This is a genomic window from Clavibacter quasicaliforniensis, from assembly GCF_051201715.1.
Taxonomy (GTDB): Bacteria; Actinomycetota; Actinomycetes; order Actinomycetales; family Microbacteriaceae; genus Clavibacter; species Clavibacter seminis.
In genome coordinates, this window is sequence record NZ_CP139624.1 from 725,127 (window position 1) to 740,187 (window position 15,061).

16 protein-coding genes are annotated in these 15,061 nt (G+C 73.3%); 8 read left to right on the forward strand and 8 right to left on the reverse strand.

Going from position 1 to position 15,061, the window contains the following annotated elements; genetic code table 11:
• Positions 1–35: 35 nt before the first annotated feature.
• Both NL142_RS03600 and NL142_RS03605 read right to left on the reverse strand, forming a co-directional pair.
• Entirely contained in the window at positions 36–245 is a 210-nt protein-coding gene (locus NL142_RS03600) for a three-helix bundle dimerization domain-containing protein (protein WP_435080998.1), read from the reverse strand.
• Between the two features lie 116 nt (positions 246–361).
• A complete protein-coding gene (locus NL142_RS03605) occupies positions 362–1,036 on the reverse strand; it encodes a GntR family transcriptional regulator (RefSeq protein WP_194683278.1) in 675 nt (224 codons plus the stop codon).
• A 28-nt stretch (positions 1,037–1,064) separates the two neighbouring features.
• Here NL142_RS03605 and NL142_RS03610 point away from each other — a divergent pair, with 28 nt between their 5' ends.
• Complete coding sequence (locus NL142_RS03610) at positions 1,065–1,904, forward strand: carbon-nitrogen hydrolase family protein (RefSeq protein ID WP_194683277.1); 840 nt, start codon at positions 1,065–1,067, stop codon at positions 1,902–1,904.
• A 71-nt stretch (positions 1,905–1,975) separates the two neighbouring features.
• On the opposite strand, the gene NL142_RS03615 is transcribed toward NL142_RS03610, so the two are convergent.
• Positions 1,976–2,965 carry an aldo/keto reductase gene (locus NL142_RS03615; protein ID WP_435080999.1) on the reverse strand — a complete coding sequence of 330 codons (990 nt, stop codon included), beginning with the start codon at positions 2,963–2,965 and terminating at the stop codon, positions 1,976–1,978.
• Between the two features lie 125 nt (positions 2,966–3,090).
• Here NL142_RS03615 and NL142_RS03620 point away from each other — a divergent pair, with 125 nt between their 5' ends.
• The 3 genes from NL142_RS03620 to NL142_RS03630 all read left to right on the forward strand — a co-directional run bounded on the left by NL142_RS03620 (position 3,091) and on the right by NL142_RS03630 (position 5,988).
• Positions 3,091–3,576 (forward strand): Fur family transcriptional regulator, encoded by a 486-nt coding sequence (locus NL142_RS03620; RefSeq protein WP_435081000.1) that lies wholly within the window; start codon positions 3,091–3,093, stop codon positions 3,574–3,576.
• Positions 3,577–3,653: 77 nt separating this feature from the next.
• Positions 3,654–5,183 carry a catalase gene (locus NL142_RS03625; protein ID WP_435081001.1) on the forward strand — a complete coding sequence of 510 codons (1,530 nt, stop codon included), beginning with the start codon at positions 3,654–3,656 and terminating at the stop codon, positions 5,181–5,183.
• 172 nt (positions 5,184–5,355) lie between these two features.
• The gene (locus tag NL142_RS03630; protein ID WP_435081002.1) at positions 5,356–5,988 is read left to right on the forward strand and encodes a hypothetical protein; all 633 of its coding nucleotides are present in this window, start codon (positions 5,356–5,358) and stop codon (positions 5,986–5,988) included.
• 7 nt (positions 5,989–5,995) lie between these two features.
• Here NL142_RS03630 and NL142_RS03635 read toward each other — a convergent pair whose 3' ends face one another.
• Positions 5,996–6,508 carry a GNAT family N-acetyltransferase gene (locus NL142_RS03635; protein WP_234424537.1) on the reverse strand — a complete coding sequence of 171 codons (513 nt, stop codon included), beginning with the start codon at positions 6,506–6,508 and terminating at the stop codon, positions 5,996–5,998.
• A 5-nt stretch (positions 6,509–6,513) separates the two neighbouring features.
• On the reverse strand, positions 6,514–7,089 hold the full coding sequence (locus tag NL142_RS03640) for a GNAT family N-acetyltransferase (RefSeq protein WP_435081003.1): 576 nt from the start codon (positions 7,087–7,089) through the stop codon (positions 6,514–6,516).
• Positions 7,090–7,187: 98 nt separating this feature from the next.
• Here NL142_RS03640 and NL142_RS03645 point away from each other — a divergent pair, with 98 nt between their 5' ends.
• Genes NL142_RS03645 through NL142_RS03655 form a run of 3 tightly spaced genes read left to right on the forward strand, consistent with a single transcriptional unit; the run spans position 7,188 to position 9,870 of the window.
• On the forward strand, positions 7,188–8,342 hold the full coding sequence (locus tag NL142_RS03645; protein ID WP_435081004.1) for an AI-2E family transporter: 1,155 nt from the start codon (positions 7,188–7,190) through the stop codon (positions 8,340–8,342).
• Positions 8,339–9,139 (forward strand): DUF1206 domain-containing protein, encoded by an 801-nt coding sequence (locus NL142_RS03650; RefSeq protein WP_435081005.1) that lies wholly within the window; start codon positions 8,339–8,341, stop codon positions 9,137–9,139. Before NL142_RS03645 ends, NL142_RS03650 begins: the two co-directional genes overlap by 4 nt.
• Positions 9,139–9,870 (forward strand): PhzF family phenazine biosynthesis protein, encoded by a 732-nt coding sequence (locus tag NL142_RS03655; protein ID WP_435081006.1) that lies wholly within the window; start codon positions 9,139–9,141, stop codon positions 9,868–9,870. The genes NL142_RS03650 and NL142_RS03655 overlap by 1 nt, the downstream gene beginning before the upstream one ends.
• A gap of 27 nt (positions 9,871–9,897) precedes the next feature.
• On the opposite strand, the gene NL142_RS03660 is transcribed toward NL142_RS03655, so the two are convergent.
• Positions 9,898–11,211, reverse strand: coding sequence for a hemolysin family protein (locus NL142_RS03660; RefSeq protein WP_194683269.1), 1,314 nt, complete (start codon positions 11,209–11,211; stop codon positions 9,898–9,900).
• A gap of 215 nt (positions 11,212–11,426) precedes the next feature.
• Between NL142_RS03660 and NL142_RS03665 the strand changes: the two genes are divergently transcribed.
• Complete coding sequence (locus NL142_RS03665; RefSeq protein WP_435081007.1) at positions 11,427–11,861, forward strand: hypothetical protein; 435 nt, start codon at positions 11,427–11,429, stop codon at positions 11,859–11,861.
• Between the two features lie 24 nt (positions 11,862–11,885).
• On the opposite strand, the gene NL142_RS03670 is transcribed toward NL142_RS03665, so the two are convergent.
• Positions 11,886–12,692 carry a DsbA family protein gene (locus NL142_RS03670; protein WP_435081008.1) on the reverse strand — a complete coding sequence of 269 codons (807 nt, stop codon included), beginning with the start codon at positions 12,690–12,692 and terminating at the stop codon, positions 11,886–11,888.
• A 112-nt stretch (positions 12,693–12,804) separates the two neighbouring features.
• A complete protein-coding gene (locus NL142_RS03675) occupies positions 12,805–14,910 on the reverse strand; it encodes a bifunctional copper resistance protein CopD/cytochrome c oxidase assembly protein (RefSeq protein WP_435081009.1) in 2,106 nt (701 codons plus the stop codon).
• Positions 14,911–15,061 lie beyond the last annotated feature (151 nt).

Genomic DNA, 15,061 nt, shown 5'->3' on the forward strand with positions numbered 1-15,061 from the left:
GGGCCGGATCCGTCAGGCAGGGCCGCGAGTCGGGATCACTCGGCCTTGCGCTGGGCCTTGATGCGCTTCCGCGCAGCGCGGACGGTGAGCACGGAGAGGTAGTCCTGCACGGTCGCATCCCGGAGCGTCGCCAGCTCCTCCTCCACCACCATGCGGAGCTCCTCCTCCGACCTATCGGGGAACTTCGCACGCAGCTGCTCGGTGGAGTCGCGGACGATCTGGTCGTAGTCGACGTCGGTTGCCATGGTCGCATCATCCTCCACCGGGGTGGACGCCCCGTGGCCCGGGGCCCGAGAGAGGAGCGGGCGCCTGCGTGACCGCGTCGACGAGCTCCTGCGGCCCCCTGGCCGAGGGATCCGCGTCAGGTGCGCAGCAGCACGTCGAGCGTGACGGCGAGGTGCCGGTCGATCGCATCGCGTGCCGCCTCGGCGTCGCCCGCGGCCAGCGCGTCGACGATGCCGGCGTGCTCCTCGCACACCCGGTCCTGCCGATCCGTGGCGCGGTAGAGCGCCTCGACGCCGACGAGGATCTGCCGGGCGCGGAGCTTCGCGTACGTGCGGCTCATGAGCTCGCTGCCCGCGGCGTCGACGAGCAGCTGGTGGAAGCGGCGGTCGTGCTCGATGAACTGCCTCCCGCTCTCGCGCGGCGGCTTCGCGACCATGGCGCGCTGCTGCTCGAGCACCTCGCGCATCGCGTCGAGCGGGGTGCGGTCGTTCTCCACCGCGCTCGTGGCCGCGTGCCGCTCGAGCACGCCGCGCAGCTCCATCAGCTCGGCGATCTGGCGGCCGGTGATGACGGGGATCCGCGCGCCGCGCTTGGGGATCATCTCCACCAGGTCGTCGGCGGCGAGCAGCAGCAGGGCCTCGCGGACAGGCGTGCGGGAGACGCCGATGCGCTCCGCGAGCTCCTGCTCGTTGAGGAACGCGCCCTGCTGGTCCGGGTCGGTGAGGACGTGCGCATGCAGGAACTCGTAGGCCCGCTCGCGGCCGGAGAGGGCGCTCGCCGAAGTGCCTGGATCGCCCGCCCGTTCTCGCATACGCTATGTATACATCACGAGGAGGACCATGAAGATCGCGCTCGCACAGATCATCAGCTCGCCGGATCCCGCGGAGAACCTCGCACGGATCACCGCCTTCGCGGAGGACGCCGCGCGGCAGGGCGCCGAGCTCGTGGTGTTCCCGGAGGCGGCGCAGCGCGCGTTCGGGAACCCGCTGCCCGAGATCGCGGAGCCGCTCGACGGGCCGTGGGCCTCGGGCGTGCGGGCGGTGGCTGACCGGCTCGGCGTCGTGATCGTCGCGGGCATGTTCACGCCCGGCGCCGACGGCCGCGTGCGCAACACCCTCCTCGTCGCCCGGCCTGCGGGTGCCGAGGCGGCGGGCCCTGACTCGTACGACAAGATCCACCTCTTCGACGCGTTCGGCTTCCGCGAGTCCGACGCCGTCGACCCGGGCGAGAGCGTCGCCGTGATCGAGGTCGGCGGCACCCGCGCCTCCCTCGCCACCTGCTACGACGTGCGGTTCCCGGCGCTCTTCCTCGCGGGCGCCGACCGCGGCGCCGTCGTCAGCATCGTGTGCGCGAGCTGGGGCGCCGGACCCGGCAAGGCCGACCAGTGGGACCTCCTGCTCCGCGCCCGCGCGCTCGACTCCACGACCTTCGTGGTCGCGGTCGGCCAGGGCGACCCCGCGACGCTGCCCGCCGGATCCCGCGGCCACGATCCCGCGAGCGGCGCGCCCACGGGCATCGGCCGCAGCGCCGTCGTCTCCCCGCTCGGCGAGGTGCTGCACCGCCTCGGCGGCGAGGAGGAGCTGCTCGTCGTCGACATCGACCCGTCGGTCGTCGAGGCCGCGCGCGGCACGCTGCCCGTGCTCGCCAACCGGCGGCGGGGGCTCGAGCAGGCGGTCTGATCCGCATCCACCGCTGACACGACGCGGGCCCGGCCGCCGAGGCGACCGGGCCCGCATCTCATGCGACGGGATCAGCGCCCGACGGGACCCATGTCCGCGTAGCGGTCGCCGACCGGGGTCGGCAGCGAGGACAGGCGCGCGAGCTGGTCGGCGGAGAGCGTCACGGCGTCCGCGGCCACGTTCTCGTCGAGGCGCGTCACGCGCTTGGTGCCGGGGATCACGGCGATGTCGTCGCCCTGCGCGAGGATCCACGCGAGCGCGACCTGCGCGGGCGTCGCGTCGAGCTCGCCCGCGACGCCCTTGACGGCATCGACGATGCGCATGTTCTGCGCGAACGCCTCCTCCGCGAAGCGCGGCGACGACGAGCGGTAGTCGGCCTCGGACAGGTCGGCGACGCTCGAGATCGCGCCGGTGAGGAACCCGCGGCCGAGCGGCGAGTACGCGACCAGGCCGATGCCGAGCTCGCGCAGCACCTCGAGCACGGGGCCCTCGGGGTCGCGGGTCCAGATGGAGTACTCGCTCTGCAGCACCGAGATCGGGTGCACGGCGTGCGCGCGGCGGATGGTGTCGGGCCCGGCCTCGGAGAGCCCGAGGTGCAGGACCTTGCCCTCCTCGACGAGCTCCTTCATCGCGCCGACGGTCTCCTCGATCGGCACGGCCGGGTCGACCCGGTGCTGGTAGAGGACGTCGATGCGGTCGGTCCCGAGGCGCTGCAGCGAGGCCTCGACGGCGATGCGGATGCTCGTGGGCGAGCTGTCCATGCCGCGCTCGTAGTCCTCGGCGTCCTTGCCCGGCGCGTGCTTCAGCAGGCCGAACTTGGTGGCGATCACGACGTCGTCGCGGCGGTCCTTGAGGGCGGATCCGACCAGGCGCTCGTTCGTGAACGGCCCGTACGCCTCGGCGGTGTCGAAGAGCGTGACGCCCTGGTCGACGGCGCGGTGCAGGGTGCGGATCGACTCCGCCTCGTCCTGGCCGGCGCCGTCGTAGAACGCGCTCATGCCCATGCAGCCGAGGCCGATGCGGCCGACGTCGAGGCCCGTGCCGGTGTGGATGTGCTTCATGCGGTGCTCCGTTCTCCTGCGGCCGGATGGGCCGCACTTCGAGCCTAGGCACGCTCCTGCCCGCGACGCGCCGCGTTCATGCGTTGTTTTGAATGGATCAAGGGAACTGTGCTTGACTCGGGCGCATGCCCACCGACCACGCGCACCACCACGTGCCGCCCCTCGACGCCGACGCCCTGCGCGTCGCGCTGCGGGAGGCCGGCCTGCGCGTGACCCGGCCGCGCGTGGCCGTCCTCACGGCCGTCGACGCGGCACCGCACTCGGACGCCGACGAGGTGCTCCGCGCGGTGAAGGGCGAGCTGCCCGGCACGAGCATCCAGGCGGTCTACGGCGTGCTCGGCGCGCTCGCGGCTGCGGGGCTCGTGCGCCGCATCGAGCCCGCGGGATCATCCGCGCGCTACGAGCGCCGGACGGGCGACAATCACCATCACCTCGTCTGCACAGGTTGCAGGACGATCGTCGACGTGGATTGCGCGGTGGGGGAGTCCCCCTGCCTCACGCCGTCCGACTCGGCGGGGTTCCTCGTGGCGAGCGCCGAGGTGACGTACTGGGGCCTGTGCCCCGCCTGCCGGACCGCATCCGCGGATCCCGGTTCCACCGTCGCGACCTAGCCGTCGCCACCGGCCCGCCCCTCGGCCGACCACCCGAGCCAGCACCTCCCCGTTCCACCGCTGACAGGAGAAACACCATGACCGACCAGAAGTTCACGACCACCGACTCCGGCGCCCCGGTCGCCAGCGACGAGCACTCGCTCTCCGTCGGCCCCGACGGCGCCATCCCGCTGCACGACCACTACCTCGTCGAGAAGCTCGCGCAGTTCAACCGCGAGCGCATCCCGGAGCGCGTCGTCCACGCCAAGGGCGGCGGGGCGTTCGGCACCTTCCGCGTCACCAACGACGTGAGCGCGTACACCCGCGCCTCCCTCTTCCAGCCCGGCGCCGAGGTCGAGATGCTCGCGCGCTTCTCCACCGTCGCCGGCGAGCAGGGCAGCCCCGACACGTGGCGCGACCCCCGCGGATTCGCGCTCAAGTTCTACACGGACGAGGGCAACTACGACCTCGTCGGCAACAACACCCCCGTCTTCTTCATCCGCGACGGGATCAAGTTCCCCGACTTCATCCGCTCGCAGAAGCGCCTGCCGGGCTCGCACCTCCGCGACCACGACATGCAGTGGGACTTCTGGACGCTCTCGCCCGAGTCGGCCCACCAGGTCACGTGGCTCATGGGCGACCGCGGCCTGCCGAGCTCGTGGCGCCACATGGACGGCTTCGGCTCGCACACCTACCAGTGGATCAACGCTGCCGGCGAGCGCTTCTGGGTGAAGTACCACTTCAAGACCCAGCAGGGCATCGAGATCCTCAACCAGGAGCAGGCCGACCAGATCGCCGGCGAGGACGCCGACTTCCACATCCGCGACCTCACCGAGGCCATCGATCGCGGCGACTACCCGGAGTGGAAGCTCGAGGTGCAGATCATGCCCTACGAGGACGCCAAGTCGTACCGGTTCAACCCGTTCGACCTCACCAAGGTCTGGTCGCAGAAGGACTACCCGCGCATCGAGGTCGGCACCATGACCCTGAACCGCAACCCGGAGAACTACTTCGCGCAGATCGAGCAGGCCGCGTTCGCGCCGTCGAACTTCGTGCCCGGGATCCAGACCAGCCCCGACAAGATGCTCCTCGCGCGCATCTTCAGCTACGCCGACGCGCACCGCTACCGCGTGGGCACCAACCACGCGCAGCTGCCGGTGAACGCGCCGAAGTCGCCCGTGCACAGCTACTCGAAGGACGGCCAGGGTCGCTACACGTTCCAGGACGCCGGCACCCCCGTCTACGCGCCCAACTCGCATGGCGGCGCGCACGCCGACCCGGCTCGCGCCGCGGAGAGCGCCGGGTGGGAGCAGGACGGCGAGCTCGTCCGCGCGGCCGCCACGCTGCACGCCGAGGACGACGACTTCGTCCAGGCCCGGATGCTCGTCAACGAGTCGATGGACGACGCCCAGCGCGAGCGCCTCGTCGGCAACATCGTCGGCCACGTGAGCAAGGTCACCACGGCCGAGCTCCGCGCCCGCGTCATCCAGTACTGGACGAACGTGGACGGCTGGCTCGGTGCGGCCGTCGCCGCGGGCCTGCCGCCCCTCGCCGGTGACGCGCCCGTCGCCGAGGCCACCCCCGGCCCGACGCGCGACGCCGAGGAGGTCGGCGTCGCGGCCCACTGAGCCGCGGCGGTGATCCGCTGATCGAACGACACGACGCCCGTCCCCTCGGTGAGGGGGCGGGCGCCGTCGTGTCTCCGTCCGCACCTGCGCAGGGCCTACGAGCCTCGTCGCCGGTGCGCCGCACGTGGGACCGTGGCTGGATCGACGCACCACCCGAGTCGAAGGACATCGCATGCGCAGCACCCACCCGATCCCCGGCGACCCGTGGCCGCACGACATGGTGCTCCGAATCGACGAGCCGCGCCGACTCACGTCCCTCCTGTTCGTGCGCGAGGCGTGGCGGCTGCCGATCGACGACGTGCCCGCGCTCGACTCCGTCCCGGACATCGGCCGATCCGTGCGGCCGGATGCGTTCGACGAGCCCGAGGTGATCGCCCGGTGGCGCACGCAGTGGGCGCGCGGTCTGGCGATGCACGCGCCCGAGGACCGCACCATCCGCGAGCCCGACGCGGAGACGGCGCGCCTCCTCCGGGAGCTGGACGACACCGAGCTCGTGGCGGCGATCGCCGGCGACCGCCTCATCGCATCACCAGGCATCGACCACGAGGCGTTCGAGGGATGGCACGCGACCCTGCACGATCGGCACCTGGTGCCGCTGGCCGAGACCCCGGAGCGCGTCAGCGTCGAGGCACTGGCCGCCGCATGGCGACGGGGACTCGAGAGCATCCTGCAGCTGCCCTTCTCGGGCTACTTCGCCGAGCGCATCCACGCGTCGACGCTGGTGGTCTCCCGCACGACGCGGCACGATCCGCAGATGTACCGGCGTGCGCTCGCTGCCGCCATCGGCGGTGGTGCCGAGGCCTGACGGGCGCTCAGACCAGCGGCAGCTCCATCTCGAGATCCTTCTGCGAGCGATCGAGCGCGTACGGGACGCTGCGGCCCGTGAGGACGAAGCCGCGGCGCTCGTAGTAGGCACGGGCGCGCGGGTTGTCCTCGTGGACCTCGAGGCGGAGGGCCTGCGCGTTCGGGCGGTCGCGAGCCCAGGCGATCACGGCGTCGAGGAGCATGTCGGCGGCCCCGGCCGCGCGACCGCGGGCGTCCGGGGTGATGTAGACGCTCACGAGCATCACGCGCGTGGGATCGGCGGCGACGAACGCGTTCATGGCGCCGAGCCAGCGGCCGGTAGCGCGCTCCACGGCGACGTACGCGGTGCTCCCGGGCTGGTTCGCGCGCCGCGTCCGCGCCTGCCAGTCGGAGTCGGGCCGGCCGAGCGCGCTCTCCAGCGTCTCGAGGTAGGCGAGCGGGGTGTCCTCGAGCATCTCGAGGCGGAGGGCGCGGTACTCGCGCCAGTCCTCGGCGCGGAGGCGGTGGATCACGGCGTCCATCGCGGTCAGACCAGCTGCCCGTTGACGTGGAGGTCGCCCGCGGGGAACGCGTCGGCGGGCGCGGTGACCGGCAGCATCATCCAGCCGTGGTCCTGGTGCACGACGCCGGCGGCGCCGAGGAGGGTGAAGCCGTTGTAGTGGCCGGTGCGGCCGTCGAGCGGCAGCCAGCCGTGGCGCGCGTAGTAGCCGGACGTCGACTCGCCCGTCTCGAGGACGCCGAAGGGGACGGCGAGGCGCGCGAGGGCGCCGCGGATCCCGTCGGCGAGCAGCGTGCCGAGGCCCTGCCCCTGCCGGCCGGGGTGCACGGCGACCATGCCGGTGGATCCGACGAGCAGGTCGTCCGCCGGGTCGCCCTGGCCGTCGCCCACCTCCACGAAGATGCGCCGGATCCCCGCGTGCGCCACGAGCTCGTCGCCGTCGTGCACGAGGATCCGCAGCTCGGGCTGCGCGCCCGCCCAGCTGCGTGCGCCCGTGTAGCCCGCCGCGAAGTCGGGGAAGGCGAGCGTGAGGAGCGCCGCGATCCCCTCGTGGTCGGCGACGTCGAGCGTGCCCTCGCGGACGACGGTGAGGCGGGGTCCCATGGGTCGAGGGTATCGGCCGGTCACGCGCGGGTCCGGGCCGGTGGCCGGGCCCGGACCCGGCCCGGTCGCGCGGCCCGCCCGCCCGTAGGGTGGAGCGCATGACCACCCCGCAGTCCGTCTGGCAGGACAAGCTCGGCCGCCTCTCCATCCGCTGCGTGCAGATCCTGGCGGTCCTCGTGGTCGCCATCGCCATCGTGTACGCCGCCATCTCGCTCAAGCTCGTCGTGATCCCGGTGATCATCGCGCTGATCCTCGCGTGCGCCGTGCGCCCGATGGTGCTGTGGATGGAGCGCCGCGGCGTCCCCGACGCGCTCGCCGCGGTCATCGCGCTCCTCACGGGCCTCGTTCTCTTCGGCGTCGCGATCACGGCCGTGGTCTTCGGCGTGCAGAGCCAGTGGCCGACGCTCGTGAAGGCCACCAGCAAGGGCGTCGACCAGCTGCAGTCCTTCGTCGAGCAGGGCGGACTGCCCATCGACACCGCGCAGATCGACTCGCTCCGCGGGCAGGCCGTCGACTTCCTCACCAGCAGCCAGTTCGGATCCGGCGCCATCGCGGGCGTCTCCGCCGCGGCCGAGGTCGTCACGGGCGGCGTGCTGGGGCTCGTCGTCTTCTTCTACTTCGTCAAGGACGGGCCGCGCATCTGGGCCTTCCTCATCCGCCCGTTCCGCGGCCGCGGCCGCAGTCGCGCGGTGCGCGTCGGCCACGAGGGCTCCAAGGTGCTCGGCGGCTACATCCGAGGCACGGCGACCGTCGCGCTCGTCGACACCGTGTTCATCGGCGCCGGCCTCCTGATCCTCCAGGTGCCGTTGGCGCTGCCGCTCGCGCTCGTGGTGTTCATCGGCTCCTTCGTGCCGATCGTCGGCGCGACCGTCGCCGGCATCCTCGCGGCGCTCGTCGCGCTCGTCACCAACGACCTCACGACCGCCCTCATCGTCGTCGCCATCGTGATCGTCGTGAACCAGCTCGAGGGGAACTTCCTGCAGCCGGTCGTGCTCGGCAACGCGCTCAAGCTGCACGGCCTCGTGGTGCTGCTGGCGCTGACCGCCGGCACGATCCTCGGCGGCATCGTCGGCGCGATCCTCTCGGTGCCGCTCACGGCCGTCGCCTGGACCGCGTGGAAGATCATCATGGAGCCCGACGAGGAGGAGCCGGAGCCGCCGGCGTCGTCGTCGCCCGTGGAACCCGTGAAGCGGGCCGCGCGCGGGCTCACCGCGAAGCTCACCGGCCGCACCTCCTCGGCGTCCTCCCGGTGAGCGCGACCGGCGCCGCCTCCAGCCTCCAGCGCTCGCCCGGCTTCGCCGTCGCCGCGCGACTCGGGCACGCGGTCAACGGCCTGCTGCACCTCCTCATCGGCGTGATCGCGTTCCGCCTCGCGACCGGCGGCGGCGAGGGCGAGGCCGACCAGTCCGGCGCGCTCGGCTCCATCGCGGGATCGCCCGGCGGCCGCGCGCTGCTGTGGGTCGTCGTGGTCGGGCTGCTCGGCCTGGGCCTCTGGCAGCTCGTCGAGACCGTGCTCGCGCGCGGCGAGGACGCGAAGCGCACCTGGGCGGCGCGCGCGAAGGAGCTCGGCAAGGCCATCGCCTACCTCGCGATCGCGACCACCGCGCTGCGCTTCGCGACCGGTGGATCCAGCGACTCCTCCGAGCAGAGCCAGTCGCTCAGCGCCCGGCTCCTCGCGGCGCCCGGCGGCGTCGTGCTGCTGGTGATCGTGGGCCTCGCCGTCGTGGCGGTCGGCGCCTACTTCGGGTTCAAGGGGGCGACGAAGCGGTTCCGCGACGACATCTCCGTGCCGTCGGGATCGCTCGGGCGCGGGATCACGGCGCTCGGGGTCGCCGGCTACGTCGCCAAGGGCGTCGCGCTCGTCGCGGTCGGCGTGCTGTTCGTCGTCGGAGCGGTGACGGCCGACCCGAGCCGCGCGACGGGTCTCGACGGCGCGCTCCAGTCGCTCGCGGGGCTGCCCGCGGGCGTCGCCGTGCTCGCGATCACGGGGCTCGGCCTCATCGCGTACGGCCTGTACTGCGGCGCCCGCGCGCGCTACGCGAAGCTCTGATGGAGCGTGCGGTCGACGCGCTCGACGGCGTGCGGCCGGACGAGGTGCACGTGGTGCGGGTCTTCGCGGATGCGGACGGCGCGCACGGCAACGAGCTCGGGATCGTGCTCGCCTCCGCGCGGACCGACGGCCGGGAGCAGGAGATCGCACGGGCGCTCGGCTTCAGCGAGACGGTGTTCGTCGACGCGGTGGACGCGCCGGGCGCGGATCCGCGAGGGGCGTCGATCCGCATCCTCACCCCCGCGCGCGAGCTGCCCTTCGCCGGGCACCCGACCGTCGGCACCGCCTGGTGGCTGGCGTCGCGCGGCGTGCCGGTCGACCACCTCCGCGTGCCCGCCGGGACCGTGCGCGTGCCCCCCGCCGGCGACGAGCTGCGCGTCACCGCCGATCCCGAATGGGGCCCGGGGTTCACGTGGCAGGAGCACCCGTCGGCCGACGCGCTCCGCGCCCTCGATGCCGGCGCCGTGGACCCCGCGGTCGACCACCTCTACGCCTGGACCTGGACGGACGAGGCCGCGGGAGAGGTGCGGGCGCGCATGTTCGCGCCCGCGCTCGGCGTCGTCGAGGACGAGGCGACGGGATCCGCGGCCCTCCGGCTCACCGCGCGCCTCGGCCGCGACCTCCGCATCACGCAGGGCCGTGGCAGCGTTCTCGTGACGCGCCTCCACGACGACGGCCGCGCCGAGGTCGGGGGCCGCACGGTGCCGGACCGCGTGATCCCGCTGCCCTGACCCGCGCCGCCGCCGCCGCCCTCCGCGCTACGCGGTCGCGTCCTCCGCGTCCTCCGCCGCCGGCTCCTCGCGCGGCACGACGAGGATCTCGGAGATCCGCCGTCGGTCGAGCGCCGTCACCTGCAGGGTCACGCCGTCGACCTCGACCGTGTCGCCCACCTGCGCGAGCCGGCCGAGGTTCTCGATGACGAAGCCCGCGACCGTGTCCGACGCGGAGTCGGGCAGCTTCACGCCCGTCGCCTCCTCGAAGTCCTGGAAGTTGAGGCGCCCGTCGATCGTGCCGCCGTCCTCCGCGAGGTCGCGCGCGGCGGAGTCGGTGTCGTACTCGTCGAAGATCTCGCCCACGACCTCCTCCACGAGGTCCTCGAGCGTGACGATGCCGTCGGTGCCGCCGTACTCGTCCACGATCACGGCGATCTGGTGGCCCTCGGCGCGCATCATCGTGAGCGTCGGCAGCACGCGCGCGGTCGCCGGGAGGTAGGGGATCGGGCGGAGGATCTCGGAGACGGGCCGCTCCGGATCCGCCGCGATCGCCTGGTACAGGTCGCGCACGTGCACGAACCCGATGACGTCGTCGATGGTCTTGTCGACCACCGGGTACCGCGAGTACGGCCGGTCCTGCACGTCGATCCCCGCCTCGCGGACCGTGCCGGTGCCGTCGAGCGCGGCGATCTCGGGCCGCGGCTTCATCACCTCGCTGAGCTGGCGGTGGCGGAGGGAGAGCACGTCGTCGAGGATCCGGCGCTCGTCGTCCGGGAGGCCCTCGTGGCTGGAGACGATGTCGCGGAGCTCCTCCTCGCTCATCTCCTCGCCGGTCTTGTGCGGGTCGCCGCCGAGGAGGCGCACGACCACGTTCGTCGAGGCGGAGAGCAGCCAGATCACCGGGCGCATGAGGTTCGCGAAGCCGTTGAGCACGGGCGCGACGCCGTACGCGAAGCCCGCGTTGCGCTGGATCGCCAGGCGCTTGGGCGCGAGCTCGCCGAGCACGAGCGACAGGTAGGCGATCATCAGCGTGAGCAGGAGCGTCGCGATCGTGGACGCGAGGCCGGACTCCAGGCCCCACGACTCGAGCAGCGGGACGACCGACGGCGCGATCGACGAGGCGCCGTACGCGGCCGACGCGAAGCCGGCGACGGTCACGCCGATCTGCACCGCGGCCAGGAAGGTGTTGGGGTTCCGGGCGAGCGCGGCGACCTTCTCGCCGCGGCGTCCGCGGGCGGCGAGGGCGTTGAGCTGGCCCTCGCGGAGGGTAACGAGCGCCATCTCGGTGGCGGCGAACACGCCGCCGACGAGGACGAACACCACCACGAGGACGATGTTGAGGACGAGGTCGCCGTTCACGAACGGGTGCCGGTCGAGCGGGCGCCGGTCGAGCGGGCGGCCGCAAGGCGGGTGGCGCGGAGGGTGCGGGGCGTGCCCGGGGTCGTCCGGGCGCCGGGACTGTGGCTGTCGGGAGCGGGCTCCCGCGCGGTTCTGTGCATGGATCGAGGGTAGTGGAGCGGGTGGGGAAATAGCCGGGCCGTCGTCCGGCGGCGGTCGTGCCCTACGGTCGGGGCATGGATCAGACAGCGATCGACGGGTCGTGGCTCGGCAGCTCCGGGTGGGTCACGCTCGCCCTCGTGAACGCGGGGCTCGCGGAGCAGAAGGGCCGATCCCGGTGGAACTGGTTCCTCGTCTCGATCGTCCTCGGGCCGATCGCCACGTTCTTCATCGTGACGTGGGAACGGGTGCCCGAGCATCCCGTCGCGGAGCTCGGGGATGGCCTGACGAACGGGCTCCTGGCCGTGGCGATCGGACTGGGCGTGCTGGCCGTCGCCAGCGCGGTGGTGGCGGGGATCGGCGGGGACACCGGGATGTGGGTCCTCGCGGCCGCGCTCGCGCTCGTCGGGGCCGTCTTCCTCGTCCTGCACGTCCTCGCGCACCGGCGCTGGGCGGCGAGGGAGGCGGCGGCGCAGGCCGGGTCGCGGGCGGCGTCCGTCCCGGAGGACTGACCGCCGCCCGCGACCCGCGTCGGCTCAGCCCGCCGTGAAGCCGCTCGGCAGCTGCGCGCCCGCCTTCGTCACGGCGTCGACGAGGTCCTGGCCGCCGACCGTCGTGATCGTCTCCCCGCCGATGCGGAGGGTCGGCGTGCCGGTCACGCCCGACTGCTGCGCGGCGTCGGTGTTGGCCTTTATCCAGTCGACGTACGCGCCCTTCTGCGTGCAGGAGAGGGCGTCCGGATCCGTGACGCCCCGGCCCTCGAGCCACGTGGAGAAGTCCTTCCCCGTCCACGAGTCGGTGGCGGCGGAGTGGTTCGCGAAGAGCGCCGAGTGCACGCCGGGCCACGCCGACGGATCGTGGGCGAGCACGCAGGCTGCCGCGCTGCCGGCGACCCGGCCGTAGTTCGTCACGATCTGCATGGGGTGGTACACCACGGCCACCTGGCCGCTGCCCGCGAGCCGGTCGAGCAGCGGGCCGTTCTCGGCCTCGTACTCCTGGCAGTGCGGGCACGAGTAGTCCTCGTAGACGTCGAGGGTGACGGGAGCGTCCGCGGCGCCCACGCGCACGCTGTCGGGTCCCGTCGTCACCTGCGCCTGGTCGCCCGAGCCGAGGGCGACGGTCGCGTCGGCCGTGGGCGGCTGGGCTCCGGCGCTCGCCTGGTCGCGGAGGAGGATCGCGCCGCCCGCGATCGCCGCGATGAGGATCACGACGACCCCGGCGACGCCGAGCTGGGTCAGCAGGCGCCGGCGCTTGCGCTTGGCCTCCTCGATGCGCTTCTGCGCGTTCGCCTTCTCGCGGATCTCACGGGTGCGGTCGCGGTCGGCTGCGGTCTTCTTGCTCATCGGTCCTTCTCTCGTGTGCGGGGTGGGGTCGTGCGGGGTCGGGTCGTGCGGGGTCCGCTCGTGCGGTGCGGTGGTGAGGCGCCCGGGGATGGCGTGGGATGCGGGGCGCGCCTCATGCGGTCGGCTCCGCGCCGCGATCGCGCCGATCGATGGCCTGCAGGTTCGCGTTGTAGGCGCGCAGCTCCGCGTCGTCGTCGCGGAGGGCGGCGCGGTCGTAGCGCCGGGCGGCGCGCGTCTCGGACGTCGACCACTGCCGCACCACCATGAGCGCGACGAGCACGACGGGCAGCTCTCCCGCGCCCCACGCGATCCCGCCGCCCGCGGCCTGGTCCGCGAGCAGCTGCGCGTCCGTCTGGATGCCGAGCTGGTGCCAGAAGTCGATCGCGAGGATCGACGTGCCCGACATGATCGACAGCCCGAAGAACGCGTGGAACGCCATGGTCGCGAGCAGGATGATGAGCCGGATCGGGTAGGGCGGCCGGCGCGGCCCGGGATCGACCCCGATCAGCACGAAGAAGAACAGGTAGCCGCTGATGAGGAAGTGCACGCACATCAGCAGGTGCCCCTGGTGGGTCTGCAGCGACCACTCGAACCAGCCGGTCCAGTAGAACGCGACCAGGCTGCCGGCGAAGACGACGGCCGCGACGACCGGGTGCGTCACGAGCGCCGAGTAGCGGGAGTGCGTGGCGGCGAGCACCCACTCGCGGACGCCGCGGCTGCCGTCCCTCCGGGCGGGGACGGCGCGGAGCAGGAGCAGCACGGGGGCGCCGAGCACGAGCAGCGGCGGCACGTACATCATCAGCAGCATGTGCTGGATCATGTGCGTGCTGAAGTGCACGGCGCCGTAGACACCTGGCCCGCCGCTGGTCGCGTAGACGAGGAGCGCGCAGCCGGCGAGCCACGGCACCGTGCGGGCGGCCGACCACGCGTCGCCGCGGACCCGCAGCCGGCGCACGGCCACGAGGTACAGGCCGGCGAGCACGACGGCCCCGGCGAGGAAGAGGTAGTCGGGATGGAACGACGTCAGCATCCGCCCGGTCGTCACCGGGTCGGGGAACGTGAAGCCGATGAGCGAGGCGCGCGGATCCACGTCGGCGACGGAGGTCTGCGGCACCGGCGGCGCGCTCCGGCTGAGCGCCACGGACACGCCCATCGCGACGGACATGGCCACGACCTCGCCGACCGCGAGCCGGAGGAACGCGGTGCGGCGGGTCGCGTCGCGGACGAGGCCCGGGATCACGATGCGGCGGTGGGCCCATCCCGCGAGGCCGAGCCCCAGGAGCAGCGCCGTCTTGAGGAGCAGCAGCACGCCGTACGGGGTGGTCACCAGGTCGAGCGGCCCGCCCAGGCGGAGCGACGCGTTGATGATCCCGGAGAGCGCGACCGCGACGAACGCCCATCCGGCGAGCGTCGAGTAGCGGCGGACGACCGCGGGCAGCGCGCCGCGCACATGCCGTTGGAGGAGGATCACGGCCACGAGACCGCCGGCCCAGACGGTGACGCCGATGAGGTGGATGCCGAGGCTGTTCACCGCGTTCGCGTGCTCGTAGGTGCCCGCCGCGTGGCCGGAGAGCGAGAGCGGGAGGAGCGCCAGCAGGGCCGCGCCCGCGGCGATGCCGATCCCCGTGACGCGCTGGGTCCACATCGTGACGCCGAGCACCACCGCGATGCACGCCAGGGACGCGACGAGCGTCTGCCCGAGCTCCAGCCGGGTCGTGAAGTAGGCGAACTGGCCGCGGAAGGTGGGCGACGTGAGGGGCACGCCGATCACGTTCGCGCCCGAGAGGGCGAGCACGGCGATGCCGGCGGCCAACCACACGGCCGCGGCGCGCGATGCCCAGCGCGTGGCCTTCCACTGCGCGAAGCTCGCCATGCCCGGCCGCTTCGCCTGCCCCGGGAGGGCGAAGGCGGCGACCACGAGGAGGCCGATGGTGACGGCGGCGGCGGCGTCGTGCATCACGCGCGCGATGGGCAGGCCGTACCTGACGACGTCGCCGGGGTCGACCAGCAGGGTCGTCGTCGTGGCACCCGTGAACAGGGCGCTGAGGAGCATCACCGCGACGGCGAGCGGCAGGCACAGCCAGAGGAGGGCCGATCGGCCCGAGACGCGCGGCAACCGCAGCTGGGCGGTCCGCGTCTCGAACGCGATGTCGTCGAGGTCGTCGGGCGCGGGGGCCCGCGGAGTCGCGGCGGTGGGCAGGGGGGAGTTCGGGGGCACGGGGATCCGTCCGTGAGGCGCGCCGGTGGGCGCGGGCGGGGCCGTTCGCGTGATCGCGGCACGGCGGAGGCGCGTCTGGCGACACGGGAAGCCGCGCGGCCGCCTCGGGCGGACGCGCGAGAGCCGGGCGCGAGGGGCTCGCGCCCGGACG

What these genes read in the sequence shown, in the direction of transcription:
- NL142_RS03635 (WP_234424537.1), bottom strand. Translation starts at nt 6,508, where the DNA reads ATGGACGCCGTGATCCACCGCCTCCGCGCCGAGGACTGGCGCGAGTAC.
- NL142_RS03620 (WP_435081000.1), top strand. Translation starts at nt 3,091, where the DNA reads ATGCCCACCGACCACGCGCACCACCACGTGCCGCCCCTCGACGCCGAC.
- NL142_RS03665 (WP_435081007.1), top strand. Translation starts at nt 11,427, where the DNA reads ATGGATCAGACAGCGATCGACGGGTCGTGGCTCGGCAGCTCCGGGTGG.
- NL142_RS03630 (WP_435081002.1), top strand. Translation starts at nt 5,356, where the DNA reads ATGCGCAGCACCCACCCGATCCCCGGCGACCCGTGGCCGCACGACATG.
- NL142_RS03605 (WP_194683278.1), bottom strand. Translation starts at nt 1,036, where the DNA reads ATGCGAGAACGGGCGGGCGATCCAGGCACTTCGGCGAGCGCCCTCTCC.
- NL142_RS03600 (WP_435080998.1), bottom strand. Translation starts at nt 245, where the DNA reads ATGGCAACCGACGTCGACTACGACCAGATCGTCCGCGACTCCACCGAG.
- NL142_RS03640 (WP_435081003.1), bottom strand. Translation starts at nt 7,089, where the DNA reads ATGGGACCCCGCCTCACCGTCGTCCGCGAGGGCACGCTCGACGTCGCC.
- NL142_RS03670 (WP_435081008.1), bottom strand. Translation starts at nt 12,692, where the DNA reads ATGAGCAAGAAGACCGCAGCCGACCGCGACCGCACCCGTGAGATCCGC.
- NL142_RS03615 (WP_435080999.1), bottom strand. Translation starts at nt 2,965, where the DNA reads ATGAAGCACATCCACACCGGCACGGGCCTCGACGTCGGCCGCATCGGC.
- NL142_RS03655 (WP_435081006.1), top strand. Translation starts at nt 9,139, where the DNA reads ATGGAGCGTGCGGTCGACGCGCTCGACGGCGTGCGGCCGGACGAGGTG.
- NL142_RS03645 (WP_435081004.1), top strand. Translation starts at nt 7,188, where the DNA reads ATGACCACCCCGCAGTCCGTCTGGCAGGACAAGCTCGGCCGCCTCTCC.
- NL142_RS03625 (WP_435081001.1), top strand. Translation starts at nt 3,654, where the DNA reads ATGACCGACCAGAAGTTCACGACCACCGACTCCGGCGCCCCGGTCGCC.
- NL142_RS03610 (WP_194683277.1), top strand. Translation starts at nt 1,065, where the DNA reads ATGAAGATCGCGCTCGCACAGATCATCAGCTCGCCGGATCCCGCGGAG.